Below are 25225 nucleotides of genomic sequence, written 5' to 3' on the forward strand. Positions count from 1 at the left end.
ATGAGGGGAACGGTGATTTTTTCATATAATCGGATGGTGACGGCAGTCAGATCCGCTTTTTACGCCAGCGCGCTTAGCGCTGGCGTATTGCTGTGCGCCTTTCCCGCCCACGCTGACGATCGCGATCAGCTAAAAAATATTCAGGCCGATATCGCTGCCAAACAGCGGGCGGTACAAAAACAGCAGCAGCAGCGTGCAGCCTTGCTCAACTTGCTTAAACAGCAGGAAGAAGCAATTGCCGCCGCCGCCCGTCAGCTGCGTGAAACCGAAACCAGTCTTACCCAGTTAAATAAGCAAATCGCTGACATGAACGCCTCTATTGCCCGCCTTGAACAGCAGCGTGCGGCTCAGGAGCGTAATCTTGCCGCGCAGCTGGATGCCGCGTTCCGTCAGGGAGAGCACTCCGGGCTGCAATTCGTGTTGAGCGGTGAGGAAGGGCAACGTGGACAGCGTTTGCAGGCTTATTTTGGTTATCTTAACCAGGCGCGCCAGGAAACTATCGCCCAGCTTAAGCAGACGCGGGCTGAAGTCGATGCGCAGAAAGCCGAACTGGAAGATAAGCAAAGTCAGCAGCAGACCCTGCTTTATGAGCAGCGTGCTCAGCAGGCGAAGCTTGAGCAGGCGCGAAACGAGCGTAAAAAGACGCTTTCTGGCCTCGAGTCTTCTATCCAGCAGGGGCAGCAGCAGTTAAGCGAAATGCGCGCTAACGAATCACGCCTGCGTAACAGTATTGCCCGTGCAGCCGCAGCAGCCAAAGCACGTGCCGAACAGGAAGCGCGTGAAGCGGAAGCCGTCCGCAGCCGTCAGAAAGAAGCCACCAACAAAGGCACCACGTATAAACCGACGGAAAACGAACGCTCCCTGATGTCACGTACTGGCGGTCTGGGTTCACCCCGCGGCCAGGCTTACTGGCCGGTACGTGGTCCCACCCTGCACCGCTATGGCGAACAGCTTCAGGGCGAACTACGCTGGAAAGGGATGGTTATCGGCGCGTCTGAAGGTTCAGAGGTTAAAGCCATCGCGGATGGTCGCGTGATCCTCGCTGACTGGCTACAGGGCTATGGCCTGGTGGTGGTCGTGGAGCACGGAAAAGGCGATATGAGTCTTTACGGCTATAATCAAAGCGCGCTGGTTAGCACCGGCACCCAGGTGCGTGCCGGTCAGGCAATCGCGCTGGTGGGCAATAGTGGGGGTCAGGGCAGACCTTCACTCTATTTCGAAATTCGCCGCCAGGGTCAGGCGGTCAATCCACTGCCGTGGTTGGGAAGATAAGTTTTGCTTCAATTTCGTCGACTTGTTGTTGGTACTGCCGGTGTGTTAGCCATAATTGCACCGGTTTATGCGGGTAAACTGGCTATTGTCATTGATGATTTCGGTTACCGTCCGCACAATGAAAACCAGGTCCTGGACCTTCCTTCTGCCATTAGCGTCGCCGTGTTACCTAATGCGCCGCACGCCCGGGAAATGGCGACCAAAGCGCATAATAGCGGTCATGAAGTGTTAATCCATCTACCCATGGCCCCGCTGAGTAAGCAGCCGCTGGAAAAAGATACTCTGCGCCCGGATATGAGCAGCGCTGAAATTGAGCGGATCGTGCGTGAAGCGGTAGATGACGTTCCTTACGCCGTTGGGCTGAATAATCATATGGGCAGCGCGATGACCTCCAGTCTGTTCGGAATGCAGAAGGTCATGCAGGCGCTGAGCCGCTACAACCTCTACTTTCTTGACAGCATGACGATTGGTAACAGTCAGGCAATGCGTGCCGCCAGCGGCACCGGCGTAAAAGTGATTAAGCGCCGGGTTTTTCTTGATGATACGCAGAAAGAGGCAGATATTCGTGTTCAGTTCACGCGCGCGGTTGAACTGGCACGGCGCAATGGCTCAGCCATTGCTATCGGGCATCCCCATCCGACTACCGTTCGCGTACTGCAACAAATGGTGTATAACCTGCCGCCGGATATCACTCTGGTCCGGCCAAGCGATCTGCTGAATGAGCCGCAAATTGACACTTCAACACCCAACAACACCGCGCCAAAAAACAGCGTACCCGGGACGCCGCGTAATCCGTTTCGCGGCGTGAAGCTCTGTAAACCAAAGCAGAAAACGGAGCCGGTTTACGCCACACGTTTCTTTAGCGTGATCGGGGAGAGCATCAGCCAGAGCACCCTGGTACAGTATTTTCAGCACCAGTGGCAGGGCTGGAGTCGCCCCCAATAACCTCGCGGTTAGCGCAGGTTAACCGCCTGCCGGGCAAGACGCCGGATGCATAGCGTCCGGTCACGCCACTTCCACAGCCGTAGTGACCACAGCAGTGCCTGATAGGCCAGTTTCGGGCTACGCACGTTTGTTACCAGCCGTTTGTACATGCCGGAAGTAAAAATCTCAGCAATCATACGCTGGCGGATCATCGGATCGCGCTCTTTACGTACGGAGTGGCATACGCGTAATGCTTCATAAACGATTTGCTGATGAAATTCAGGGTAGATAGTGATTTTGTTGGCATAATCGCGATTAAGCTTTTCCAGTAGGCGCGTGATCTTCATATAGTGCCGCTGGTAAGCCAGATTTTTCTGCCCCTGTCGTTTAAGGCGGCTGACCGACGCATCGTGCAGGAAATATTTATACAGCGATTCTTCGGTATAACGTACGCGGCGCGCGTTAAACAAACACTCGGTAGTCCATAAAATATCCTGATGATGCAGGCCCGGGATAAATGACAATCCACATTGTTCCAGCATCTGGCGGCGATAAACGCCCATCCAGACCACGTGCGTCCAGCGCCGGGAGGCCAGCGCCATCCGCAGCCAGTCCGGACCGCTGAGAATGTCTGTTGAACGTAATCTGTCTGTCGGGATCGACTGCCAGCAGTCGCCGGTCGCGCTGTCACACCAGTCGGCATTGCACTGTGCTACATCAAGATTATCGCGCAGCGCCATAGTCATTAACGTTTCGTACATCGTGGGATAGGTCAAATCGTCAGCATCGACAAAGGCAACATACTCACCCGTCGCGACGTCGATCCCGCGATTACGAGCGACTGATGCGCCCGCATTTGCCTGCGTGATCAGCTGAACATGCCCGTATTTGTCTGCATAATGCTGCGCGATATCGACAGAACAGTCTGTTGAGCCATCATTAACAATAATAATTTCCAGAGCGCTCCAGCTCTGAGCCACCAGCGACTCCATACAGGCGGCAAAAGCCTCACCTGCGTTATAAAGAGGGATAATGACGCTAAGTTTGCCTGAGCTAATCATCATAGTAATTACCTGCTTAATAATGGATATGCAGCTATGTTTTACGCGCTATTCCTTAAGAAAGACTTAAGAACCAACGCGGTTCGCTTATCTGATTGATTTACAAATCTAAAATAAAAGCAGATTAAGAATAATCACTGAATGTTAAGCTTTGACGACAGCAGGCGGTTTCGGGTTAAGGTATAATGCGGCAGATAATCATTACGCACGTAATCATCCGACCGGAATTGATATGCCTATCGTTACCAGTAAAGAAAACGGCTTCACGATTTATGAGAAGGACACTGGCGTTCGCTTTGGTGAGGTATTAAAAAAATATCTGGCCGGTGAGTTAACGTCGCTCTCGTTGGGCAGTGGCAATGAAGACAGAACAGTCGCCGTGGTGGAATACGAGGGTAAAAAATACATTCTTAAAAACGATCGTGAGAAAGACAAACGCCTTGAGAAACGGCTGCAGAATTATCTCTTTGGCCCTTTTTTCTCAACGCTTATTTATGCGACCGATCGTGCTATTTCCCGGGGGTATACCGGGACGGCTGACCTCTACTACGTGGCGGAAAAAATGGTGGGTCGCGAATGTGAAAACGTATACACCATTCACGAATATATCGACGGAACGCCGCTGAGGGTGATTGACGACTCGAATCGCGAAGAGATTAAGAATTGTATTCTGGGGCTTCATCGGGCGGGCCTGGCGTCTAACGACATTCATGCCGGAAATTTTATTCGTACCCCGGCAGGTGAACTAAAGATTATCGATCTCTCCTGCCGCGGCAGTATGCGGGTATGCCAGGCAAACGATATTTTAACGCTGCGCAAAAAGTATCATCTTGACGTCAAAGGCCACGGGTCGGTATATCGGATTATCCAGCTGAAGGAAGATTTTCGTAAACTGTCACGCAAGTTACGGGGTAAGACTCAATCCCACGCATAACAGGCGGCCTTATATCATAATAAGCCGGGTAGCCTGCGCTGACCCGGCTGACATACCTGAAGCGTGGCCCCGGAAGCGCAGCGCTACCGGGGATGACAGGTGATTTAGTCCCAGCTGAGGATCACTTTACCGGAGCGCCCGGAGCGCATCTCATCAAAGCCCTGCTGGAATTCATCGATCGGGAAACGGTGAGTAATAATAGGCGACAGATCCAGCCCGGATTGAATTAGCGCGGCCATCTTGTACCACGTTTCAAACATCTCACGCCCGTAAATCCCCTTAATGAACAAGCCCTTGAAAATGACTTTGTTCCAGTCGATAGACATATCCGACGGTGGGATACCCAGCATCGCGATACGCCCGCCGTGGTTCATGCAATCAAGCATGGTCCGGAACGCGGGCGGCGCACCGGACATTTCCAGACCGACGTCAAAACCTTCGGTCATGCCCAGCTCGCTCATCACATCCGTCAGGTTCTCTTTCGCAACGTTCACTGCGCGGGTTACGCCCATTTTACGCGCCAGATCCAGACGGTATTCATTCACATCAGTTATAACAACATGCCGGGCACCAACATGCTTTGCCACCGCAGCAGCCATAATGCCAATGGGGCCCGCGCCGGATACCAGAACGTCTTCACCGACCAGATCAAACGACAGCGCCGTATGAACCGCGTTACCAAACGGGTCGAAGATGGCGGCCAGATCGTCAGAAATATTGTCGGGGATTTTGAACGCGTTGAAAGCCGGCAGTACCAGATATTCAGCGAAACAACCCGGACGATTCACGCCGACCCCGATGGTATTGCGGCATAAATGTGTACGACCGCCACGACAGTTACGGCAGTAGCCGCAGGTTATATGACCTTCACCGGAAACGCGGTCGCCAATCTTAAAGCCCTTCACTTCCTGACCAATGCCGACTACTTCACCGACATATTCATGTCCCACCACCATCGGGACAGGGATGGTTTTTTGCGACCACTCATCCCAGTTGTAAATATGGACATCTGTACCGCAGATTGCGGTCTTGCGGATTTTAATTAACAGATCGTTATGCCCGACCTCCGGTTTCGGCACGTCGGTCATCCAGATACCTTCTTCCGCTTTCAGTTTCGATAACGCTTTCATCTTCGATCCTCAGGCAATGACGCCCAGTTGTTTACCGATGCGGGTAAAGGCTGCTACCGCACGTTCTATTTGTTCCGGCGTATGCGCCGCTGACATTTGAGTACGAATACGAGCCTGCCCTTTAGGGACCACCGGATAGAAGAAGCCGGTCACGTAGATCCCCTCTTTTTGCAGTTCGCGGGCAAAGTTCTGCGCGACCGTCGCATCCCCTAACATCACTGGAATAATCGCGTGATCGGCTCCGGCGAGCGTAAATCCGGCTGCCGACATCTGCTCCCGGAACAGGCGAGCGTTGGCCCACAGGCGATCGCGCAGTTCCGCGCCGGATGCCAGCATCTCCAGCACTTTTATGGATGCTGAAACGATTGCCGGTGCCAGCGAGTTAGAAAATAAGTAAGGGCGCGACCGCTGGCGCAGCCACTCGACCACTTCTTTACGCGCGGCGGTATAGCCGCCGGATGCGCCGCCAAGCGCCTTGCCCAGGGTACCGGTAATGATGTCTACCCGGCCCATCACGTCACAATATTCATGTGTCCCGCGACCGTTAGCCCCGACAAACCCAACCGCGTGGGAATCATCGACCATCACCAGCGCATCGTATTTGTCTGCTAAATCACACACGCTTTTCAGGTCGGCAATTACGCCATCCATAGAAAACACCCCGTCGGTGGCGATCAGGATATGCCTTGTACCGGCTTCACGCGCCTCTTTCAGGCGGGCTTCCAGTTCCTGCATGTCGTTATTGGCATAGCGGAAACGCTTCGCTTTACACAACCGCACACCGTCAATAATAGAAGCGTGGTTTAATGCGTCGGAAATAATGGCATCTTCGGCGCCCAGCAGCGTTTCAAACAGACCGCCGTTTGCGTCATAGCAAGAGGAGTAAAGAATGGAATCTTCCATGCCGAGGAACTCAGCCAGTTTCTTCTCCAGCGTTTTATGGCTATCCTGCGTGCCGCAAATAAAGCGTACGGAGGCCATGCCGAAACCATGTGTATCCATTCCCGCTTTAGCGGCCGCGATCAGTTCAGGATGATTCGCCAGGCCAAGGTAGTTATTGGCGCAGAAGTTAATAACGTGGCTACCGTCATCGACGGTGATATCTGCCTGCTGTGCGGAGGTGATGATCCTTTCTTCTTTAAATAACCCTTCCGCCCGCGCCGTTTCCAGATCGCCACTTAACTGCTTATAGAAATCCCCACGCATAACCACTCTCCAGATTTGATAAAGTTCAGTACATATTACTCAAAGCTATACGTTGATACGAGATGACACATCATCAGATACCATTTTTGCAGCATAAATCACGTCCGGCCAGACGACCATCGGTGAAAGCTGAACCCGGGACGTTGTGATGGTATGATAAAAGCATTCGTATCTGAGACGGTCTCAGTACCTCCTATTTCAAAGGGTAACGTATGATCATTGTGACTGGCGGCGCGGGTTTTATCGGAAGTAACATCGTTAAGACCCTGAATGATAAAGGTATTACCGACATCCTGGTGGTTGACAACCTGAAAGATGGCACCAAATTTGCCAACCTGGTCGACCTCAACATTGCGGATTATATGGATAAAGAAGATTTCCTTATCCAGATCATGGCGGGGGAAGAGTTCGGCGATATCGACGCTATTTTTCACGAAGGCGCATGTTCATCCACCACGGAGTGGGATGGCAAGTATATGATGGATAACAACTATCAATACTCCAAAGAAGTTCTGCATTACTGCCTGGAACATGAAATCCCTTTCCTGTACGCCTCTTCAGCAGCAACCTATGGCGGACGTACCACTGACTTTATTGAATCTCGTGAATATGAAAAGCCGCTCAACGTGTATGGCTACTCTAAATTCCTGTTCGACGAATACGTACGTCAGATCCTGCCGGAAGCGAACTCACAAATCGTTGGCTTCCGCTATTTCAACGTTTACGGGCCGCGTGAAGGACATAAAGGCAGCATGGCGAGCGTTGCTTTCCATCTGAATACCCAGCTGAACAACGGCGAAAGCCCGAAACTGTTCGAAGGTAGCGATGGCTTTAAGCGCGACTTCGTCTACGTTGGCGACGTTGCTGCCGTCAACCTGTGGTTCCTGGAAAATGGCGTATCCGGCATTTTTAACCTCGGCACCGGACGGGCAGAATCTTTCCAGGCGGTGGCAGATGCGACGCTGGCCTTCCATAAAGAAGGCAGCCTTGAGTACATTCCGTTCCCGGAAAAACTGAAAGGTCGCTATCAGGCGTTTACCCAGGCAGACCTCACCAACCTGCGCGCGGCAGGTTACGATAAACCGTTCAAAACCGTGGCCGAAGGCGTAACAGAATACATGGCCTGGCTGAACCGCAGCGACAGCTAAGTCAAACGCCGGGATCTGGCAGAAATACGTAACCGGAGCTGGCGCAGGCAGCCAACGCAAAGACAGCTTGAAGGATGAAGGGAATGAAAATTCTGGTGATCGGCCCGTCATGGGTGGGCGACATGATGATGTCGCAAAGTCTCTATCGCACGCTCAAGGCACGCTATCCCCAGGCGACGATTGACGTGATGGCACCGGCGTGGTGCCGTCCGCTGTTATCGCGTATGCCGGAAGTCAGCGAGGCAATCCCGATGCCGCTCGGTCATGGTGCGCTGGAGATTGGCGCGCGGCGCAAGCTGGGCCGCAGTTTACGCGGGCGCCATTACGATCGCGCCGTGGTGCTGCCGAACTCGTTTAAATCTGCGCTGATCCCGTTCTTTGCCGGTATTCCGTCGCGCACGGGCTGGCGCGGTGAAATGCGTTACGGCCTGCTTAACGATGCGCGAGTACTGGATAAAAACGCCTGGCCGCTGATGGTCGAGCGTTACGTCGCGCTGGCTTACGATAAAGGCACGATGACCTGCGCACAAGACCTTCCACAGCCGCTGCTGTGGCCTGCGCTGGCAGTAAGCGATGAAGAGAAAGTAACCACCTGCGAAACATTTAGTCTCTCGACAGAACGCCCACTCATCGGCTTTTGCCCCGGCGCAGAATTTGGCCCGGCCAAACGCTGGCCGCACTATCATTATGCAGAGCTGGCGAAACAGCTTATCGATGAAGGATACCAGGTCGTATTATTTGGTTCAGCAAAAGATCATGACGCGGGCAATGAAATTCTTGCTGCGCTGAGTATTGAGCAACAGGCGTGGTGTCGTAACCTGGCGGGAGAAACCCAGCTTGAGCAAGCCGTGATCCTGATTGCGGCGTGCAGCGCTGTTGTTAGCAACGACTCCGGGTTAATGCACGTAGCCGCCGCGCTGGGGCGTCCTTTGGTCGCACTTTATGGTCCCAGCAGCCCTGATTTCACTCCTCCGCTATCACATAAAGCACGCGTTATTCGGCTTATTGAAGGCTACCACAAAGTCCGCAAAGGCGATGCTGCCGAGGGCTATCATCAAAGTCTGATCGATATTACGCCACAACGCGTACTGGAAGAACTCAATGCCCTTTTGCTGGATGAGGAAGCCTGACGGATGCGGGTATTAATTGTTAAGACATCATCAATGGGCGATGTGCTGCATACACTTCCTGCGCTGACCGATGCTCAGCGTGCTTTGCCAGGCATTCAATTTGACTGGGTAGTTGAAGAAGGTTTTGCACAAATTCCCTCCTGGCATGAAACCGTCGAGCGTGTGCTGCCCGTGGCAATCCGTCGCTGGCGCAAAGCATGGTTTTCCGCCGAGGTAAAAGCTGAACGCAACGCGTTTTATAACCGTTTACGTGAAGTAGAGTATGATGCCATCATTGACGCTCAGGGGCTGGTGAAAAGTGCAGCGCTGGTAACGCGACTGGCACGCGGCATAAAGCATGGCATGAACTGGAAAAGCGCTCGCGAGCCGCTGGCAAGCCTGTTTTATCAGCGTCGGCATAACATCGCAAAACAGCAACATGCCGTCGAACGCACGCGCGAATTGTTTGCCAAAAGTCTGGGCTATGGTCAACCTGAAACTCAGGGTGATTACGCTATTGCGCAGCACTTTTCGACTAATCTGAAAGCCCGGGGCGAGCGTTATGCGGTATTTTTGCATGCCACCACGCGCGACGATAAGCACTGGCCGGAAGAACACTGGCGTCAGCTAACAGGCTTATTGCGCGATGCCGGCATACGTATCAAACTACCGTGGGGTGCGCCTCATGAAGAGGCTCGGGCGAAAAGACTGGCAGAAGGATTTGATTACGTAGACGTGCTACCGCGTATGAGTCTGGAAGCCATCGCCATGGTACTTGCAGGGGCAGAATTTGTGGTTTCTGTCGATACGGGGCTAAGTCATCTGACGGCAGCGCTGGATCGTCCTAATATTACGCTTTATGGTCCAACCGACCCGGGATTGATTGGCGGCTACGGTAAAAATCAGCTGGCACTCACGTCTCCAGGCGTTACAACTCGCGAGATATCACCTGATATGGTTTTTGAGCATTTAACTAACCTGAGTGAATAAGATGATATTACAGGGAAAGACCTTCTCTCCGGCCGCTAAAAAAGCGTGCGAATGGACACTGTGTACGGGTTTACTGGCAACACTGTTCTCACTCCTGTTGGTCAATGTCGATCTCGCCGCAAAATTGTTCAGCATAACCGCGTTGGTTTCTCTGGTGTATGTTATCGCCGAGCGCAAACAACTTTCTTCGAAAAAAACGCTGCTGACGCTCGCCGGCATCATCTTGTTAATGGGAATTTACAACCTGCTATGGCTGGAAATTTTTAAACCAGAAAAAACGGTTTTCTCAGGTGCCTATCGCGCTTACCTGTATACCGCACGGATGTTGATTGCTGGCACCTTTATTATCCTGGCCTTTAGCGTCATCACGCAAAATGTACGGCAGTTTATCGTCGCTGGATTATCAGTGCTGCTGGTCGCAACGGCCATTTACGCAGGCGTGGAACAGTCACACCTCGAAGTACCGCGTATTGTTCTGGCCTTTAAAGTGGCAACGACCGCAGCCTATTGCGTGTCTCTGATCGGCATCGTTTGCAGCGCCTGGCTTATCCAGCTTAAACCCAAATTTTATCCCTTCTTATTGGCATTAATCTCAGTATGCGTGTTAGTCACCCTGGCGCTGAACGAAACCCGGGCCGCGATGCTAACGTATCCGCTCATCATTCTGATGCTGCTGCTGGCAAATTACTCACATTCGAGAAAAGCACTGCTTAAGCGCGCCGCTGTGTTTTTTGTTTTGCTGATCGTTTGTAGCGTAGCCATGAAAGATATTATTCATCAGCGCACGCAAAATTTAATGAGTGACATTACTAACTATCAAAATAAAAACAGTAATACCTCAGTGGGTGCGCGCCTTGCAATGTACCAGGTGGGCTTGCAAACGATGAAAGTTAATCTCTTTGGGCAATCAATGGAAGCGCGTCAGGATGCTATTTCTGCAATGATAAAAGCGCACCCGGAGTTTTCAGGCGCGGCACCCTACACAAACATCCATTTGCATAATGAAGTCATCGAAACGCTGTCATTAAAAGGCGTAACAGGCACGTTACTGCTGATTACGCTCTATATTACACTTATTTATTATTCAATCAGGCATAAAAACATATCGCTTTTTAGCGTAACACTTGCAATGATGTTGTTCGGCCTTTCTGATGTTTTATTCTACTCACGAGAAACGCCGATGGTTGCAGCATCGTGTATCGCACTTTGCATATTATTACAACATAATAAAGTTAATGATGAACGAAAAGCCTGTTCTTAGCATAATCATGGCGACACATAATAATGGCGACCTGGCGTCAGATGCCATCATGTCCGTTATAAGTAAGATGCCAGATAATTGTGAGTTACTTGTCATCAATGACGGTTCTACGGATAAATCTGACCAGATTATCCGTGAACTAACACAGAAATATCATCACATACGTTATTACTATCAACCTAAAAGCGGCGTCTCTATCGCCCGTAATCGGGGTATTGAACTCAGCCGCGGTGATTATCTTGCCTTTATTGATGGCGACGATCTGTACAGTGAAAATTTCTTTGACGTCATTATGCCTCTTCTGCATAAGCAGCAATATGACATTATTGCCTATGACAACACTCGTGATTACGATGTTTTTGCTGCGGCGCAAAAAGATCGTTCACACGACAAAATAGATGCTCGCTACGCAGAAATTATTCGAAAAACCTTTAAAGTGTCGCACTGGCAGGTATGGAGCCGCGTATTTAAAAGAGATATTATTGGCGCTGACCGCTTTCCGGAAGCGCTTTCTTATTATGAAGATGTTTCTTTTACGCCTTTTCAATATTTGAAAAGTAAACAGCTTTGTAAAATAAACAGCATACTCTACTATTATCGCAAGAACAGATTAAGTGTCACCGAAACCCATCAGGAAAACGACATTATCGATATGTCATATGCCCTGAATAAATTCATCGAAAATGTAAAAAATCATCCTGAAACGGCATCTCTAACCACTATGGCAATGATGAATTGCTATATTGAATTAAGAAAGAAAACCAGGAAGATGCGTGGCTACTATAGTTACAATGAAAAAGAAATGCAGTTAATCGGTAATTTGAGAGACGCTTGTCTGTATAAGAACATAGATAGAAAACATAAAAAATTCTATTTGCGAGTCAAACTTTATCAGTTTGATCTTATCTTTTCACGTTTAAAATACAGACTACTGCCCCGCTGGATGAGAAAGCAATAAATCCAGCTAATAGTTAAATTAATATTTTTCTGCTTAACTGAAGATTCCATGGAAGGAACGCTTTACACCACGACTTAACATGTATAGTCAACCCATCAGGAACATGTTATCATTGGCTATAATATTTCGTTGCAGGTGTAGTTATGTTTGGTCAGCAGCCTATAATCAGCCAACAAACTTTTTCCGGTACCGTCTGCGAACCGTCATCCACAAAGCAGCTTAATATCGCTTATGGAGTCGACAAAAATTTCCTGTTTGGTGCCTGTATTTCGATAACGTCAATCCTCGAAAATAATAAAAACGTTCCTTTAGCTTTTCATATTTTCTCCGACTATTCTGACGAAGACCTTTGTAACAAGCTTACTGCGCTTGCGGCCCATTATCAAAGCACTATATCACTCTATATTATTAATAACGATTGCTTTGCTACCTTCCCTTATACCGTTCGTTATGCTTATGCCGCCTATTATCGCTTTCTCACCTGCGAATATTTGCAAACCGTAACTGATAGCCTCATCTATCTGGATGCCGATATTATCTGCAAAGGTAGCGTAGAGCCTCTGTTAAATCTGGACATGGAAGGTAATATTGTTGCGGCGGTCATTGACGTAGAGATGATGCAAAATAGAGCCGTACAGGTTTTTGGCTTTGAGCCAAATAGCTATTTCAATAGCGGTATGATGTATATCGATTTAAAAGCATGGCAGCGAAATAATATTCTGGAAAAAATCATTACGATATTTTCAGATGAAACGCTCGCTGACAAACTAACGTTTCCCGATCAGGATGCGCTAAATCTTTTGCTCAAAGGTCAGGTAAAGTTTATTGAGCGTGGATATAACACTTTTTACAATTTTGATGATGAGCCGAAAGTAAAAAGAGCCGGTCGCTATAAAGAAATTATCCAGGACAGTACCGTGTTCATCCACTATGTGGGGGTCACTAAACCGTGGTTTAGCTGGGCAAAAGAGTATCCGGCAGTGAAGTACTTTACTGATATTTATAACCTTTCTCCATGGCGCAATCAGCCGCTTTTTGAGGCCAGAACACTTAAGCAGTTCAAAAAAAAATCTGTCCATCAAAAGTATCTGGGTCACCGCGTTGAAGGTTTTAAAACCTGGCTAACTTATACCTGGCTGAAAATGAAAAAGTAAGCCATGAAAAGAGGCACTGGTATTAATACCAGTGCTTTTTTTATTTTGCTAATTTCTTTCTGATATAGCCGGTATAATAACGTAATCCATCCAGCAACTGCCCTTTCTTAAAGGCGTTACTGGCGTAAACCCGATAATCTGTTGCGCGCATACGAGTGCTGTAGCTGCGTAGCGGAGACTCACGCCAGGCGGTAAAGTTGCGATAGAAAAGATAAAGATGCTGCCCGGTGCCCCGATGCTCCTGATACCACGGTTTACGTCCGCCAGTAAAGTGCATAATAGTTGGCACTCGTTCAGGGTGATAAATAAAGTTCTGCTGCTGTTCTTCGTTTAACAGCGTATAGAGCAGATTCCATTTCTTATCGATGAAAATGACATTGTCTTGCAGAACAAGATTTAATGCATCCTGATCGAGATACTTTAACTGCCCTTTTCGCTCCCGCAATATATCCTGCGTCTTACGCTCAACGTCATGGGCCAGCCAGGCCGGGCGATTAATATACATGAACCCGGCATTAAAATAGCGCTTGTCGGTCATACCGATGCGCTGGCTATTTTTACGGTTAATCTCTTGCGAGTTATCCGTAACGACCGCGCAAACGACATCATCAATATTGATTGTCAGTAATTCAGCTAATGAAGAAAAACAGAGCGTATCGACGTCCAGGTAAACAAATCGCCTGACCTCTTCGGGAAGCAGACGCGGAACCAGAAGCCGTATATAGGTTGATTTGTTGATGTGCGCTAACGATGATTGACCATCATATTTTTCAAGATCGGCATCATCAATTTTGTAGACTGAAATATTGCCTGCCTGCGCTCTCACTTTATTAAGCTGCACGTCGCTTACGTCATAAGAAAAAACGTGAAAATGGACGTCGTTATCTAAGTTATTATGATAAACCGACGCCAGAGACGTTGCGAGATATTCGATATAATTACCGTCAGAGCAAAAAACGACGTGGATTGTGGATTCCATATGCATTACAGACCCTTACGCAGCGTTCTTTCTTTGATCTTTTGCGCCCTGACCTGTGCGCTGGCGATCAGACTATGCTCATCACGCAGAATGTCACGCAGCGGACGGCCAAAATATACTTTCATAAAATAGAAAACGTCAGCCGTGGTCAGCCCAATATCCAGCGACGAGAAATAGAGTCCAATCAGATCTTTGTTTCTCCAGCGCAGGGGAACGGCCGGGCGAATTTGAGCACGATGGAGATCAATAACGGATAATTTGGGTGCATCGCTGGACGGATCGTAAGGGAGATGCAATAAGAAATGGCAGAGATAACAGTCGCGATGATTGACGCCTGCGGCATGCATCTTCTTCACCATCGTGGCCAGATGTGAGATAAGTTTGCGTTTGGCCTTATGACCAGGCGGCTGGCTTTTCCATTGTGCGCAATAATCTTCCAGGCTAATCGTATCTGTCAGTTCTTCGGTAATAATAAATGAGGTGATCGTGACCGGGTTGGTCCCTTTCATGCCAAAAGCCACGCCGTGCATGGTATCTACTCCGACCTCGGACAGGCGATGAATCGCCTTCCACTCGCGGTCTGCGCCCAGTACGGGCAGGCGAAACGACAGCAGATTTTTGACAACTTCTTTCGTCGTCGTACCGTAATGGATCTTTATAAAATAGCCGCTGTTATCAATTTCAAAGCGCAGCGTTTTACGCGTTTCAAGCGCCCGATAAACGTGGCCCGTGAGCTGCTCTATTTCGTGAAAAGGATCTTTACCCTGCCACAGCGTTTTGAATGGTTCTTTTAATTCAACCATTTTTCCCCACCATTATTATTCTGCATTGTTGTTGAAAACGGTCTTTGCCGCAGGATACTGCGCTAACATCCGGTCTGCTGCTGCAATAACATCTTCAGCCGGAATACAGGTCATATAGCGATAACTGCGATCGAGATCTTTACGCTGCGGCATGGGTTGATAATCACCAGCCCAAAGTAGCTCCAGTTTCTCCGTCCACGGGTGCCAGAAGCGATGTTTAGTGGCGCCGAAGAGACACACAACCGGGGTATCAACCGCTGCCGCAATATGTCCGGGAGCAGAGTCAACACCGATAAACAATGCCGCATGGTCGATCAGGGCGGCCAGCTGTGGAAAAGAGGTCTTACCGGCGAACTGCGTCACCGGTTTGCGGGTACATTGCCGCACGATATCATCAATGATATCGGCATCTTCTTTGCCCGGACCTGCCGTCAGAATCACGTCATAGCCTTTGTCCATAAGATGATTAATGACGGCGGCAAACTTGTCGTTATCCCAGCATTTGAATATCTGCCGGGCGGTGGGCTGAATAGCAATGTACTCTTTTGTGATGCCCAGTTCATTCATTCTGGCTTTCAGGCGATCCCAGTGCTGGATGCTATACCGCATAGCGGTTTTGGTCTCTTCAGGCGCAATATCAAGCAGCGTCAAAATAGATAAATTTTGCGGCACAATGTGCTCACCCGCATCGTCCAGCGTTTTATCGAACGCGTTCATCCAGTAAGACGATTTTCTTCGGCCGAACGTAAAACCAATTTTCAGGCGGGCAGGAATACAGCGAATAACCAGGCCCAGCAGCTTCTGGCTTGAGAGATTCACAATCAGATCGTAATTATTTTTCCGCAGCGCACGGATGATATGGAAAATATTGGTGACTTTAGTCAGCGCAGAGGACTTTTTGTCTGCAATACCATAAATTTGGTGCAGATGCGGATTTTCAGAAATGATCTGAACCGTAGAATTATAAACCATCATATCAATCTGAGCGTCAGGGTACTGCGCTTTCAAGGTACTGATAACGGGCGTCGTAAGCAGTACATCTCCCTGAAACTTTAATTTGATAATCAGAATTTTTTTAAATTTACTCATTATTTTCCAGATAGTTACGCAGATTCGTGGATCTTATTACATTGCTATCGGCAGTGCACTCAGGCTGCAAATGGCTATGCCATAATCATATCGGCAACTTTCTCAGGTAAGCTATAAATGTCCTGAGTATCGGCATAATTCCGGGCATTTTTTGCCCACTGCTGGCGCAACGCCGGATTTAACGCTGCGCCAGTTAAGGCCGCGTTCAGACGATCCTGGCGGAAAGGTTCAGTTATGATCTCGCCGCATTGGGCTTTATCAATGTAGTGCGCATAGCCACAGACTTCCGTTGTGAGGATCGGCAGGCCTGCGGCAATGGCTTCCAGCAGAACAATACCTGCGGCTTCCTGATATGCCGGATGAATAAGCATGTCTGCCGCCATCATCAGATTAGATACGTCATTTCTGCCCGCATAGAACCAGACCCGATCTTTTACATTTAGCTGGCTGGCCAGTGCTTCATATTTGCCCGGTTTATCCTGACCCACCACCATCAGCCTTGCATTTTTTCTGCTATTTTCCGGTAGCGATGCAAACGCCCTGATGCTGCGATCGACCCCTTTACGGGAAAAGTCAGATCCAACCTGCAGGACCAGCAATTCGCTGGGATCAATATTATTTTCCCGGCGAAACACGTCGCGGCAATCAGCGGCGTGGGCGCTGTATTTACGGTCAGGATAAATTCCCGGCGGCATGATGTGGAACCGTGCATCTTCGGTAGCGTAATGCTTTTTAAAATCATTAATCTGCCGGTCGGTCAGCATGAGTAGCTCGGTTTTGGCACCTTTGCGAAAAACCGCTTCTTCAAAAGCAGCAAAATGGCGATAGCGAGGCGTTAACTTGTAAAAGAAGCCTTTTTCTTTAGCCACTTTTTCTGCGTAGCAGACGTCAGCCGCATAGTAGATATCCAGCCCCGGCATCTTGTTGAATCCCACAACTTTATCAACCGGGTTTTGCTGAAGATGGTTATGTACCCACTGATAATAGTCTTTATTCTTACCATGATTTGTTGATGACGTTGCCGGAACCATCACGATATCAAGATTGTCGGGACGATCGCCCTGCCAGGAGATAACATAGACCCGCACTTTCACACCGCGTTGTGCAACGGTTGTTGCGATGCGCAGAAAATCACGCTGCAAACCACCAAAAGGAAAATAGTTATACAAGCAAAATGCGACGATCATATTGAGGTCCTTCCCGGAACAATTAGCGCTACAGTGTATCATTTCTTGCCCGGCAAGCCGATATGAATGTTTTTCGAGCTAAAAAGTCAATAAGACATTACAAAACAATCATATAAATAAATAAAAAGCTGAGATAATCCGCCTCTGTAGAGGATCGAAAGTTCGCTTCTACTCTTAAAATATGATGATAAATTTTAAAAAATACTGCGTTTAGAGCACCTTTTCAGCGCTGTTTGCTCCCTCTTAAGCCAAATTCCGCAAAAGTAATGGCAAAGGCTCCGTTAAAAACTTAGAATCCCCAGCACATTCATTTGTCAATTACATCCTATGCTGCAATTGCTTTACACCACATTGTTTTACCTTATTCAGCCGCTCATTTGGGTCCGGCTTTGGGTGCGTGGTCGTAAGGCTCCGGCATATCGTAAACGTTGGGGCGAGCGCTACGGTTTTTACCGTACGCCGTTAAAGCCTGGCGGCATCATGCTGCACTCGGTTTCTGTCGGTGAAACGCTGGCGGCAGTCCCGCTGGTACGGGCGCTGCGTCATCGCTATCCGGAGCTGCCTATTACTGTCACCACCATGACGCCAACAGGCTCTGAACGCGCGCAGTCTGCATTTGGTAAAGACGTTCAGCATGTCTATCTGCCTTATGATTTACCCGATGCCATTAACCGTTTTCTTAACAAGGTTGACCCGAAGCTGGTATTGATCATGGAAACGGAGCTGTGGCCCAATCTGATTAATGCGCTGTATAAACGTAAAACCCCGCTGGTTATCGCTAACGCTCGCCTTTCTGCACGATCGGCAGCCGGTTATGGCAAACTGGGGAAGTTTATTAAAACGCTGCTACGTCGCATTACCCTGATTGCCGCGCAGAACGAAGAAGACGGTGAACGTTTTATTCAGCTGGGCGCGAAACGTAATCAGCTGACAGTTACCGGTAGCCTGAAGTTTGATATCTCGGTCACGCCTCAACTGGCGGCGAAAGCCATTACGCTGCGCCGTCAATGGGCTCCACATCGCCCGGTATGGATTGCTACCAGTACTCATGATGGCGAAGAAAGTGCGGTACTTGACGCGCACCAGGCGCTCCTCAGGCAATTTCCTGACCTGTTACTGATTCTGGTTCCTCGCCACCCTGAACGCTTTCCGGACGCGGTAAACCTTGTACGCCAGGCGGGTCTGAGCTATACCACGCGTTCATCGGGCGAAGTTCCCTCTACGTCTACGCAAGTCGTGGTCGGCGATACGATGGGCGAGCTGATGCTGCTTTACGGGATTGCCGATCTGGCATTTGTCGGTGGCTCGCTGGTCGAGCGCGGCGGTCATAATCCTCTGGAGCCGGCCGCCCACGCGATTCCGGTTCTGATGGGCCCGCATACGTTTAATTTCAAAGATATCTGCGCACGTCTGGAGCAGGCTGATGGCCTGATCACCGTTCATGACGCCGCGTCCCTGACCAAAGAAGTCGCTTCGCTGCTGACCGATGAAGACTATCGTCATTACTATGGACATCATGCCGTAGAAGTTCTTCATCAAAACCAGGGGGCGTTACAGCGGCTCTTACACCTGCTACAACCGTATCTGCCACCCAAAACGCATTGAGGGCTGTTATGCAACGACGGGCGATTTATCCAGGAACATTCGATCCCATTACTAATGGCCATATTGATATCGTCACGCGCGCGACCAACATGTTTGATCAGGTAATATTAGCGATTGCCGCCAGTCCGGGTAAGAAACCGATGTTTACGCTGGAAGAACGCGTGGCGCTGGCGCAAGAGGCAACATCTCACCTGTCCGGCGTTGAAGTCGTTGGATTCAGCGATTTAATGGCAAACTTTGCCCACGCTCAGCAGGCAACCATCCTGATCCGCGGTCTGCGGGCGATAGCGGATTTCGAATATGAGATGCAGCTGGCGAATATGAATCGCCATCTGATGCCAGATCTGGAAAGTGTTTTCCTGATGCCGTCAAAAGAGTGGTCATTTATCTCATCATCGCTGGTAAAAGAGGTCGCGCGCCACGCGGGCGACGTGACGCATTTTCTCCCGGCTAACGTTCACCAGGCGCTCATGGATAAGCTCCGCTAGTTTTCTACTTCTGGCACTGTCGGCAGTAAAATGTTGCCCGCTGAGCATGTTTTGCTGCCACAATCGGTGCGCCACACACATGGCACGGCTCGCCCTTACGCCCATAAACCTGTAGCTGTTGGGCAAAATAACCCGGCTTGCCATCGCTCTGTAAAAAATCTTTCAGCGTGGTTCCACCCTGCTCTATTGAGCGTAGCAATACCGCTTTGATAACCCGCACCAGCAATTCACATTCGTCATGCGAGAGTGAAGAAGCCAGTCTATCGGGATGAAGCCCGGCGGCAAACAGCGATTCGCTGGCGTAAATATTGCCCACGCCCACCACCAGTTTATTGTCCATCAGCCAGGGTTTAATGGCCGTTTTCTTTTTCGCACACCTCTGCTGCAAATAATCTGCATTAAACGCGTCGCTGAGCGGCTCAGGCCCCAGATGTGCCAGAACGTTATGCCCCTCCAGCTCTTTGGTCCACAACCACGCGCCGAAACGACGGGGATCGGTGTAGCGCAGCACTTTACCGTTGCTCATCACCATATCAACATGGTCATGCTTTTCTGCCGCACGCTCCTCTGTCAGGATACGCAGGCTGCCGGACATGCCCAGATGAATAATGATCCAGCCGTCCGGTAGCTCTACAAGCAGATATTTAGCGCGTCGCTGTACGCTGAGTACCGGTTTATCGCTCAGGGTATGGATTTCCTCTGAGACCGGCCAGCGCAGGCGTCCGTTACGTACAATAACGTGAAGGATAGTTTCACCGACCAGATGCGGCTCAATACCGCGGCGGCTGGTTTCAACTTCAGGTAATTCAGGCATTGTCTTGTTCTCCAGGGCCAGAAAACAGAAAACCCCGCCGAAGCGGGGTTTTCATACAATTCACTAAAATTATTTGATTTTAGCTTCTTTGTATAAAACGTGCTGACGGACAACTGGATCGAATTTTTTCAGTTCCAGTTTTTCCGGTTTAGTACGCTTGTTCTTCGTAGTGGTATAGAAGTGACCAGTACCAGCAGAAGAAACCAGCTTGATTTTCTCACGAATACCTTTAGCCATGATTTATTTCCTCTAAGTACTTAGTACTTTTCGCCACGGGCACGCAGTTCAGAAAGAACTGTATCAATGCCTTTTTTATCGATTACACGCATACCTTTAGCAGATACACGCAGGGTGACAAAACGCTTCTCGCTCTCAACCCAAAAACGGTGAGAGTGCAGGTTCGGCAGGAAACGGCGTTTAGTCGCGTTCAGTGCGTGGGAACGGTTGTTACCGGTCACCGGACGCTTGCCAGTAACTTGGCAGACTCGGGACATGTCTATTCTCCAAAAATCAAATTAGCTCGAGCTTCGTATGGGGTATTGACGCCTCGTCAGGCTGTAAAGCCTGGTCACGGCGGTTCTAAGTGAACTCGCGATTACCAGGCCCAAATGCCAAACCCGAGATTCTCAAAGGTGGCGTAGTATACGCTGACTCGACGGTGTGCTCAAGTCCCGAACAGACAAAGATCCCGATGGATCGCGCGATCCGGGCTAAATTAAGCCTCTTTCCGCAAAAGAAACGTACTCGCCACGTCCAATCACCAGGTGATCAAGTACGCGAATATCCATTAGCTGGCAGCAGCTTACCACACGTTCGGTGATTATTTTATCAGCTTTACTCGGCTCAGCATTACCCGAAGGATGATTATGTGCAAGGATCACGGCAGCGGCATTAACGTTGATGGCTTCTCGTACAATTTCGCGCGGATGCACTTCCACATGGCTCAGGGTACCGGAAAAAAGCCGACAATGTTTGAGAATTCGATTCTGGCTATCGAGATAAATCGCCATGAAGACTTCCCGGCCTTCACCGCTAAGTTGGCTCTGCAAAAATTCTCGCGTCAGTTCAGGACTATACAGCCCCTGCTTTTCACGCAGACGCTCGTTATAGCAACGTCGCGCCAGCTCAGCGATCGCCCTGAGCTGGGCATACTTAGCAAGTCCAATTCCGTCTATTTTGTCGAATTTATCCCAGTCTGCCGACATCAGCTGCGAAAGTGTGTCAAAGTGCTGTAATAATTCAGCGGCCAGAGTCATCACATTTTTACCGCGTGCGCCAGTGCGCAAAAACAGCGCCAGCAGTTCGACTTCGCTCAGCGCTTCGATACCCAAACGGCGCATTTTTTCACGCGGTAACTTTTCCCTGCACTCCTTAGACATCTTAATATGGCTTCTCCCTGGGCATATTTCGCTATGCTGCCATAGCCTTATTCTGCCTTCGACCTGCCTTTTCAGCTCTTGCGTAGCGCCTCGCAAAGTGAACGCGCCCGGACCACACGATGCCAGCAGGTTTGTGATAAAATGCCCAGCTTCTGGTGCACTCCAACAGGAAAGAATCATGATGAGCCTGGCCGGTAAAAAAATTGTTCTTGGCGTGAGTGGCGGCATCGCTGCCTATAAAACGCCTGAGCTGGTACGTCGCCTGCGCGATCGCGGGGCGGATGTGCGCGTGGCAATGACCGACGCCGCTAAAGCATTTATTACCCCGTTGAGCCTGCAGGCGGTCTCCGGTTATCCCGTTTCCGATAGCCTGCTCGATCCGGCAGCCGAAGCAGCGATGGGCCACATTGAACTGGGCAAATGGGCCGATCTGGTTATTCTTGCCCCTGCCACCGCCGACCTGCTGGCACGCGTCGCCGCAGGCATGGCCAACGATTTAGTCTCGACGATTTGCCTGGCAACGCCGTCACCCGTTGCGGTAGTACCCGCCATGAATCAGCAGATGTATCGGGCCGCCGCAACCCAGCATAATCTTGAGGTGCTTGCAGGCCGTGGACTACGCATCTGGGGACCGGATAGCGGCAGCCAGGCATGCGGTGATATCGGTCCAGGAAGGATGCTCGATCCCCTGGCTATCGTCGATTTAGCCGCTGCGCATTTTTCTGCGGTCAACGATTTGCAACATCTGAATATTATGATTACCGCAGGTCCGACGCGCGAGCCGCTGGACCCGGTGCGCTATATCTCTAATCACAGCTCCGGCAAGATGGGGTTTGCTATTGCCGCCGCCGCCGCAAAACGCGGTGCGAAAGTAACGCTGGTCAGCGGGCCGGTAACGTTATCGACGCCGCCGTTTGTACGGCGCGTTGATGTGACAACCGCTCTTGAAATGGAAGCCGCAGTACAGGCAAATGTCCAGCAGCAGCATATTTTTATCGGCTGTGCTGCGGTCGCGGATTACCGTGCCGCCGCTATTGCAGATGAAAAAATCAAGAAGCAAGGTGATGAATTAACAATAAAAATGGTCAAGAATCCGGATATTGTTGCAGGCGTTGCCGCACTCACCGATGGTCGACCTTACGTTGTTGGGTTTGCTGCGGAAACAAATAATGTGGAAGAATACGCCCGGCAAAAACGCACCCGCAAAAATCTTGATCTGATCTGCGCAAACGATGTTTCGCTTTCCGATCAAGGCTTTAATAGCGACAGCAATGCATTACATCTTTTCTGGCAGGAAGGCGATAAAGTGTTGCCGCTTGAGCAAAAAGCTCTTCTTGGCCAATTATTACTCGACGAGATCGTTACCCGCTATGATGAAAAAAATCGACGTTAAGATTCTGGACCCGCGTATTGGCGAACAGTTTCCTCTGCCCACTTATGCAACCTCCGGCTCGGCTGGCCTTGATCTGCGCGCCTGCCTTGATGAAGCTCTTGAACTGGCTCCGGGCGCAACCACGCTATTGCCGACTGGCCTTGCAATCCATATTGCCGATCCGTCTCTGGCAGCCGTAATGTTGCCGCGCTCGGGCCTCGGGCACAAACATGGTATCGTGCTGGGCAATCTGGTCGGTCTGATTGATTCCGACTATCAGGGACAGCTGATGGTTTCCATGTGGAACCGCAGCCAGGAGCCCTTCACCATCGAACCCGGTGAGCGCATCGCCCAGATGGTTTTCGTTCCCGTCGTCCAGGCAGAATTTAATCTGGTGGAATCATTTGACGCTACCGATCGTGGCGAAGGCGGCTTCGGCCATTCCGGGCGTAAATAAAACATAACGCACCCTACCGCGCACAAAGGCTATAACATTACCGCAAACATCCTGTTTGCGGTCGCTGTGTGGGTGCTCGCCTGACTATTGCTTATTCTCAGGGGTATTTTGCAACATGGCAGAAAAACAAACTGCGAAAAGGAACCGTCGCGAAGAAATACTTCAATCTCTGGCACTGATGCTTGAATCCAGCGATGGAAGCCAACGCATTACTACGGCTAAGTTGGCCGCCTCGGTAGGCGTATCAGAAGCAGCGCTGTATCGCCATTTTCCCAGCAAGACGCGCATGTTCGATAGCCTGATTGAATTTATCGAAGATAGCCTGATTACCCGCATCAATCTGATCCTGAAAGATGAAAAAGATACGACTGCTCGCCTGCGTCTTATCGTGCAGTTGATTCTGGGATTTGGTGAGCGTAATCCGGGGCTGACGCGCATCCTGACGGGCCACGCGCTTATGTTTGAACAAGACAGATTGCAAGGCCGGATCAGCCAGCTGTTCGAGCGCATTGAAGCGCAACTGCGTCAGGTGCTGCGTGAAAAACGCATGCGTGAAGGAGAGGGCTACGTGACGGATGAAAATGTGCTGGCGAGTCAGATACTGGCTTTTTGCGAAGGCATGTTGTCACGTTTCGTCCGCAGTGAATTTAAATATCGTCCAACCGATGATTTTGACGCCCGCTGGCTACTTATTGCCGCACAGCTTCAGTAACCCTTCTTATGCAGCCTGCCCGTGGCCGGCTGCATTTCCAGCGCGGCGATCTGTTAAAAAGACCAGGCTTATTCGTCAGATTGCCAGATGCTTTATATCCTTTCCCTCTCCTACTATCCCCTGAGCAGCCTTTTTTCAATGGAATAAGGAAATGTTCAATGGCAACATCACGGCGGGACCTGTTAAAACTGAGCGGCATGGCAGCCGCGCTAGTCATAAGTCAAAAAAGTTTTGCAAGCTGGACCCCTTCAGGGCGTTATCCCGATCCGCGCGTCATTGCGCTTGATGACAGTTTTCGTCGTTATATGGTCGCCAGCGCCAAAGTAGAGCAAATTGCCACCGGCTTTCGCTGGGCGGAAGGCCCGGTCTGGTTTGGTGACATGCACATGCTGCTGTGGAGCGATATTCCGAATAACGCCATCATGCGCTGGGACGAAGCCAGCGGTGAAACCAGCGTATTCCGCCGTCCCGCCAATAATGCAAACGGCCATGCCCGCGACAGGCAAGGACGCCTGATCAGCTGTGAACATGACACCCGTCGTATTACCCGCACCGAATACGACGGCACAATAACCGTGCTGGCTGATAGCTTTGACGGTAAACCGCTTAATTCGCCTAATGATATTGTCGTCAAATCAGATGGCTCCATCTGGTTTACCGATCCCCCCTTTGGCATTACCGGTTTTTATGAAGGGCATAAAGCTGAACCCCAACTCCCGCAAAACGTTTATCGCCTGGATGCTGAGAGCCGTAAACTGGAGGTCGTCCTTGGCGATGTTAAAGGGCCTAACGGACTCTGTTTTTCACCTGACGAAAAAATCCTCTATCTCGTGGAAAGTCGTGCTGCGCCGAATCGGCTCATTCTGGCCTATGACGTGGTGAATAACGCGCTACAAAATAAGCGAGTACATATCGATTGCGGCAACGGTACTGCAGACGGTATTGCCTGCGATGTTGAGGGTAATCTGTGGTGTGGATGGGGTACCGGGACGGAAGAACTTGATGGCGTACGCGTCTTCAGCCCGCAGGGCAAACACATCGGCACGATTCAACTGCCGGAACGCTGCGCTAACCTGTGTTTTGGCGGCGAACAGCGTAACCGCCTGTTTATGGCGTCCAGTACCTCGATTTACTCCCTGTACGTAAATACACAGGGGGCAAAGCTGGTGTGATAAAAGGTCCGGCAGCACTGT

General features: G+C 50.2%; 26 protein-coding genes. 15 read left to right on the forward strand and 11 right to left on the reverse strand.

The features are described from left to right. Together envC and AC791_RS04640 are read left to right on the forward strand one after the other, a co-directional pair. The gene (gene envC / locus AC791_RS04635; RefSeq protein WP_049839310.1) at positions 1 to 1272 is read left to right on the forward strand and encodes a murein hydrolase activator EnvC; all 1272 of its coding nucleotides are present in this window, start codon (positions 1 to 3) and stop codon (positions 1270 to 1272) included. 3 nt (positions 1273 to 1275) lie between these two features. Further along, entirely contained in the window at positions 1276 to 2217 is a 942-nt protein-coding gene (locus AC791_RS04640) for a divergent polysaccharide deacetylase family protein (protein WP_049839311.1), read from the forward strand. A gap of 8 nt (positions 2218 to 2225) precedes the next feature. Here AC791_RS04640 and AC791_RS04645 read toward each other — a convergent pair whose 3' ends face one another. Next, complete coding sequence (locus AC791_RS04645) at positions 2226 to 3260, reverse strand: glycosyltransferase (protein WP_049839312.1); 1035 nt, start codon at positions 3258 to 3260, stop codon at positions 2226 to 2228. Between the two features lie 229 nt (positions 3261 to 3489). Between AC791_RS04645 and AC791_RS04650 the strand changes: the two genes are divergently transcribed. After that, entirely contained in the window at positions 3490 to 4191 is a 702-nt protein-coding gene (locus AC791_RS04650) for a lipopolysaccharide core heptose(II) kinase RfaY (RefSeq protein ID WP_049839313.1), read from the forward strand. Positions 4192 to 4295: 104 nt separating this feature from the next. Here the strand turns inward: AC791_RS04650 and tdh are convergent, their stop codons facing one another. Both tdh and kbl read right to left on the reverse strand, forming a co-directional pair. After that, positions 4296 to 5321: an L-threonine 3-dehydrogenase gene (gene tdh / locus AC791_RS04655; RefSeq protein ID WP_049839314.1), complete on the reverse strand. Its 1026-nt coding sequence runs from the start codon at positions 5319 to 5321 to the stop codon at positions 4296 to 4298. 9 nt (positions 5322 to 5330) lie between these two features. After that, positions 5331 to 6527: a glycine C-acetyltransferase gene (gene kbl / locus AC791_RS04660; protein WP_049839315.1), complete on the reverse strand. Its 1197-nt coding sequence runs from the start codon at positions 6525 to 6527 to the stop codon at positions 5331 to 5333. A 212-nt stretch (positions 6528 to 6739) separates the two neighbouring features. Between kbl and rfaD the strand changes: the two genes are divergently transcribed. From rfaD to AC791_RS04690, 6 genes are all read left to right on the forward strand, one after another. Further along, the gene (gene rfaD / locus AC791_RS04665) at positions 6740 to 7675 is read left to right on the forward strand and encodes an ADP-glyceromanno-heptose 6-epimerase (protein ID WP_049839316.1); all 936 of its coding nucleotides are present in this window, start codon (positions 6740 to 6742) and stop codon (positions 7673 to 7675) included. An 83-nt stretch (positions 7676 to 7758) separates the two neighbouring features. Beyond that, a complete protein-coding gene (rfaF, locus tag AC791_RS04670; RefSeq protein WP_049839317.1) occupies positions 7759 to 8805 on the forward strand; it encodes an ADP-heptose--LPS heptosyltransferase RfaF in 1047 nt (348 codons plus the stop codon). 3 nt (positions 8806 to 8808) lie between these two features. Then, positions 8809 to 9774, forward strand: coding sequence for a lipopolysaccharide heptosyltransferase RfaC (rfaC, locus tag AC791_RS04675; RefSeq protein WP_049839318.1), 966 nt, complete (start codon positions 8809 to 8811; stop codon positions 9772 to 9774). A gap of 1 nt (position 9775) precedes the next feature. Continuing rightward, a complete protein-coding gene (locus AC791_RS04680; protein WP_049839319.1) occupies positions 9776 to 11035 on the forward strand; it encodes an O-antigen ligase family protein in 1260 nt (419 codons plus the stop codon). Beyond that, positions 11010 to 11993, forward strand: coding sequence for a glycosyltransferase family 2 protein (locus tag AC791_RS04685; protein WP_158443031.1), 984 nt, complete (start codon positions 11010 to 11012; stop codon positions 11991 to 11993). The genes AC791_RS04680 and AC791_RS04685 overlap by 26 nt, the downstream gene beginning before the upstream one ends. A gap of 143 nt (positions 11994 to 12136) precedes the next feature. Further along, on the forward strand, positions 12137 to 13147 hold the full coding sequence (locus tag AC791_RS04690) for a glycosyltransferase family 8 protein (protein WP_049839321.1): 1011 nt from the start codon (positions 12137 to 12139) through the stop codon (positions 13145 to 13147). A gap of 40 nt (positions 13148 to 13187) precedes the next feature. Here the strand turns inward: AC791_RS04690 and AC791_RS04695 are convergent, their stop codons facing one another. The 4 genes from AC791_RS04695 to AC791_RS04710 all read right to left on the reverse strand — a co-directional run bounded on the left by AC791_RS04695 (position 13188) and on the right by AC791_RS04710 (position 17205). Further along, a complete protein-coding gene (locus AC791_RS04695) occupies positions 13188 to 14132 on the reverse strand; it encodes a glycosyltransferase family 8 protein (RefSeq protein ID WP_049839322.1) in 945 nt (314 codons plus the stop codon). Next, complete coding sequence (gene rfaP / locus AC791_RS04700; protein ID WP_049839323.1) at positions 14132 to 14929, reverse strand: lipopolysaccharide core heptose(I) kinase RfaP; 798 nt, start codon at positions 14927 to 14929, stop codon at positions 14132 to 14134. The genes AC791_RS04695 and rfaP overlap by 1 nt, the downstream gene beginning before the upstream one ends. A 15-nt stretch (positions 14930 to 14944) precedes the next feature. Next, positions 14945 to 16018, reverse strand: coding sequence for a lipopolysaccharide core heptosyltransferase RfaQ (gene rfaQ, locus AC791_RS04705; RefSeq protein WP_049839324.1), 1074 nt, complete (start codon positions 16016 to 16018; stop codon positions 14945 to 14947). A gap of 74 nt (positions 16019 to 16092) precedes the next feature. After that, entirely contained in the window at positions 16093 to 17205 is a 1113-nt protein-coding gene (locus AC791_RS04710) for a glycosyltransferase family 4 protein (protein ID WP_049839325.1), read from the reverse strand. Between the two features lie 327 nt (positions 17206 to 17532). Here AC791_RS04710 and waaA point away from each other — a divergent pair, with 327 nt between their 5' ends. Both waaA and coaD read left to right on the forward strand, forming a co-directional pair. Continuing rightward, positions 17533 to 18810, forward strand: a complete 1278-nt coding sequence (gene waaA / locus AC791_RS04715; protein WP_049839326.1) for a lipid IV(A) 3-deoxy-D-manno-octulosonic acid transferase — start codon at positions 17533 to 17535, stop codon at positions 18808 to 18810. Positions 18811 to 18818: 8 nt separating this feature from the next. Further along, complete coding sequence (gene coaD, locus AC791_RS04720; RefSeq protein ID WP_049839327.1) at positions 18819 to 19298, forward strand: pantetheine-phosphate adenylyltransferase; 480 nt, start codon at positions 18819 to 18821, stop codon at positions 19296 to 19298. A gap of 4 nt (positions 19299 to 19302) precedes the next feature. Here the strand turns inward: coaD and mutM are convergent, their stop codons facing one another. The 4 genes from mutM to radC all read right to left on the reverse strand — a co-directional run bounded on the left by mutM (position 19303) and on the right by radC (position 21491). After that, positions 19303 to 20112, reverse strand: coding sequence for a bifunctional DNA-formamidopyrimidine glycosylase/DNA-(apurinic or apyrimidinic site) lyase (gene mutM / locus AC791_RS04725; protein ID WP_049839328.1), 810 nt, complete (start codon positions 20110 to 20112; stop codon positions 19303 to 19305). Between the two features lie 69 nt (positions 20113 to 20181). Further along, a complete protein-coding gene (gene rpmG / locus AC791_RS04730) occupies positions 20182 to 20349 on the reverse strand; it encodes a 50S ribosomal protein L33 (protein ID WP_003024094.1) in 168 nt (55 codons plus the stop codon). Between the two features lie 20 nt (positions 20350 to 20369). Further along, a complete protein-coding gene (gene rpmB, locus AC791_RS04735; protein WP_002436699.1) occupies positions 20370 to 20606 on the reverse strand; it encodes a 50S ribosomal protein L28 in 237 nt (78 codons plus the stop codon). Between the two features lie 216 nt (positions 20607 to 20822). Next, on the reverse strand, positions 20823 to 21491 hold the full coding sequence (radC, locus tag AC791_RS04740; protein WP_049839329.1) for a RadC family protein: 669 nt from the start codon (positions 21489 to 21491) through the stop codon (positions 20823 to 20825). A gap of 181 nt (positions 21492 to 21672) precedes the next feature. On the opposite strand from radC, the gene coaBC reads away from it, so the two are divergent. From coaBC to AC791_RS04760, 4 genes are all read left to right on the forward strand, one after another. Then, complete coding sequence (gene coaBC / locus AC791_RS04745; RefSeq protein WP_148677767.1) at positions 21673 to 22884, forward strand: bifunctional phosphopantothenoylcysteine decarboxylase/phosphopantothenate--cysteine ligase CoaBC; 1212 nt, start codon at positions 21673 to 21675, stop codon at positions 22882 to 22884. After that, the gene (gene dut / locus AC791_RS04750) at positions 22862 to 23320 is read left to right on the forward strand and encodes a dUTP diphosphatase (RefSeq protein ID WP_049839331.1); all 459 of its coding nucleotides are present in this window, start codon (positions 22862 to 22864) and stop codon (positions 23318 to 23320) included. Before coaBC ends, dut begins: the two co-directional genes overlap by 23 nt. 115 nt (positions 23321 to 23435) lie before the next feature. Continuing rightward, positions 23436 to 24032, forward strand: coding sequence for a nucleoid occlusion factor SlmA (gene slmA, locus AC791_RS04755; protein ID WP_049839332.1), 597 nt, complete (start codon positions 23436 to 23438; stop codon positions 24030 to 24032). A gap of 158 nt (positions 24033 to 24190) precedes the next feature. Beyond that, positions 24191 to 25204 (forward strand): SMP-30/gluconolactonase/LRE family protein, encoded by a 1014-nt coding sequence (locus tag AC791_RS04760; RefSeq protein WP_077264603.1) that lies wholly within the window; start codon positions 24191 to 24193, stop codon positions 25202 to 25204. The last annotated feature ends 21 nt before the right edge of the window (positions 25205 to 25225 follow it).

Source organism: Klebsiella sp. RIT-PI-d (genome assembly GCF_001187865.1).
GTDB lineage: Bacteria > Pseudomonadota > Gammaproteobacteria > Enterobacterales > Enterobacteriaceae > Superficieibacter.

Excerpts from the sequence above, each read along its gene's own strand:
- envC (WP_049839310.1), top strand. The coding sequence starts at position 1 with ATGAGGGGAACGGTGATTTTTTCATATAATCGGATGGTGACGGCAGTC.
- AC791_RS04645 (WP_049839312.1), bottom strand. The coding sequence starts at position 3,260 with ATGATGATTAGCTCAGGCAAACTTAGCGTCATTATCCCTCTTTATAAC.
- AC791_RS04650 (WP_049839313.1), top strand. The coding sequence starts at position 3,490 with ATGCCTATCGTTACCAGTAAAGAAAACGGCTTCACGATTTATGAGAAG.
- tdh (WP_049839314.1), bottom strand. The coding sequence starts at position 5,321 with ATGAAAGCGTTATCGAAACTGAAAGCGGAAGAAGGTATCTGGATGACC.
- kbl (WP_049839315.1), bottom strand. The coding sequence starts at position 6,527 with ATGCGTGGGGATTTCTATAAGCAGTTAAGTGGCGATCTGGAAACGGCG.
- rfaD (WP_049839316.1), top strand. The coding sequence starts at position 6,740 with ATGATCATTGTGACTGGCGGCGCGGGTTTTATCGGAAGTAACATCGTT.
- rfaF (WP_049839317.1), top strand. The coding sequence starts at position 7,759 with ATGAAAATTCTGGTGATCGGCCCGTCATGGGTGGGCGACATGATGATG.
- rfaC (WP_049839318.1), top strand. The coding sequence starts at position 8,809 with ATGCGGGTATTAATTGTTAAGACATCATCAATGGGCGATGTGCTGCAT.
- AC791_RS04680 (WP_049839319.1), top strand. The coding sequence starts at position 9,776 with ATGATATTACAGGGAAAGACCTTCTCTCCGGCCGCTAAAAAAGCGTGC.
- AC791_RS04685 (WP_158443031.1), top strand. The coding sequence starts at position 11,010 with ATGATGAACGAAAAGCCTGTTCTTAGCATAATCATGGCGACACATAAT.
- AC791_RS04690 (WP_049839321.1), top strand. The coding sequence starts at position 12,137 with ATGTTTGGTCAGCAGCCTATAATCAGCCAACAAACTTTTTCCGGTACC.
- AC791_RS04695 (WP_049839322.1), bottom strand. The coding sequence starts at position 14,132 with ATGCATATGGAATCCACAATCCACGTCGTTTTTTGCTCTGACGGTAAT.
- rfaP (WP_049839323.1), bottom strand. The coding sequence starts at position 14,929 with ATGGTTGAATTAAAAGAACCATTCAAAACGCTGTGGCAGGGTAAAGAT.
- rfaQ (WP_049839324.1), bottom strand. The coding sequence starts at position 16,018 with ATGAGTAAATTTAAAAAAATTCTGATTATCAAATTAAAGTTTCAGGGA.
- AC791_RS04710 (WP_049839325.1), bottom strand. The coding sequence starts at position 17,205 with ATGATCGTCGCATTTTGCTTGTATAACTATTTTCCTTTTGGTGGTTTG.
- waaA (WP_049839326.1), top strand. The coding sequence starts at position 17,533 with ATGCTGCAATTGCTTTACACCACATTGTTTTACCTTATTCAGCCGCTC.
- coaD (WP_049839327.1), top strand. The coding sequence starts at position 18,819 with ATGCAACGACGGGCGATTTATCCAGGAACATTCGATCCCATTACTAAT.
- mutM (WP_049839328.1), bottom strand. The coding sequence starts at position 20,112 with ATGCCTGAATTACCTGAAGTTGAAACCAGCCGCCGCGGTATTGAGCCG.
- rpmG (WP_003024094.1), bottom strand. The coding sequence starts at position 20,349 with ATGGCTAAAGGTATTCGTGAGAAAATCAAGCTGGTTTCTTCTGCTGGT.
- rpmB (WP_002436699.1), bottom strand. The coding sequence starts at position 20,606 with ATGTCCCGAGTCTGCCAAGTTACTGGCAAGCGTCCGGTGACCGGTAAC.
- radC (WP_049839329.1), bottom strand. The coding sequence starts at position 21,491 with ATGTCTAAGGAGTGCAGGGAAAAGTTACCGCGTGAAAAAATGCGCCGT.
- coaBC (WP_148677767.1), top strand. The coding sequence starts at position 21,673 with ATGAGCCTGGCCGGTAAAAAAATTGTTCTTGGCGTGAGTGGCGGCATC.
- dut (WP_049839331.1), top strand. The coding sequence starts at position 22,862 with ATGATGAAAAAAATCGACGTTAAGATTCTGGACCCGCGTATTGGCGAA.
- slmA (WP_049839332.1), top strand. The coding sequence starts at position 23,436 with ATGGCAGAAAAACAAACTGCGAAAAGGAACCGTCGCGAAGAAATACTT.
- AC791_RS04760 (WP_077264603.1), top strand. The coding sequence starts at position 24,191 with ATGGCAACATCACGGCGGGACCTGTTAAAACTGAGCGGCATGGCAGCC.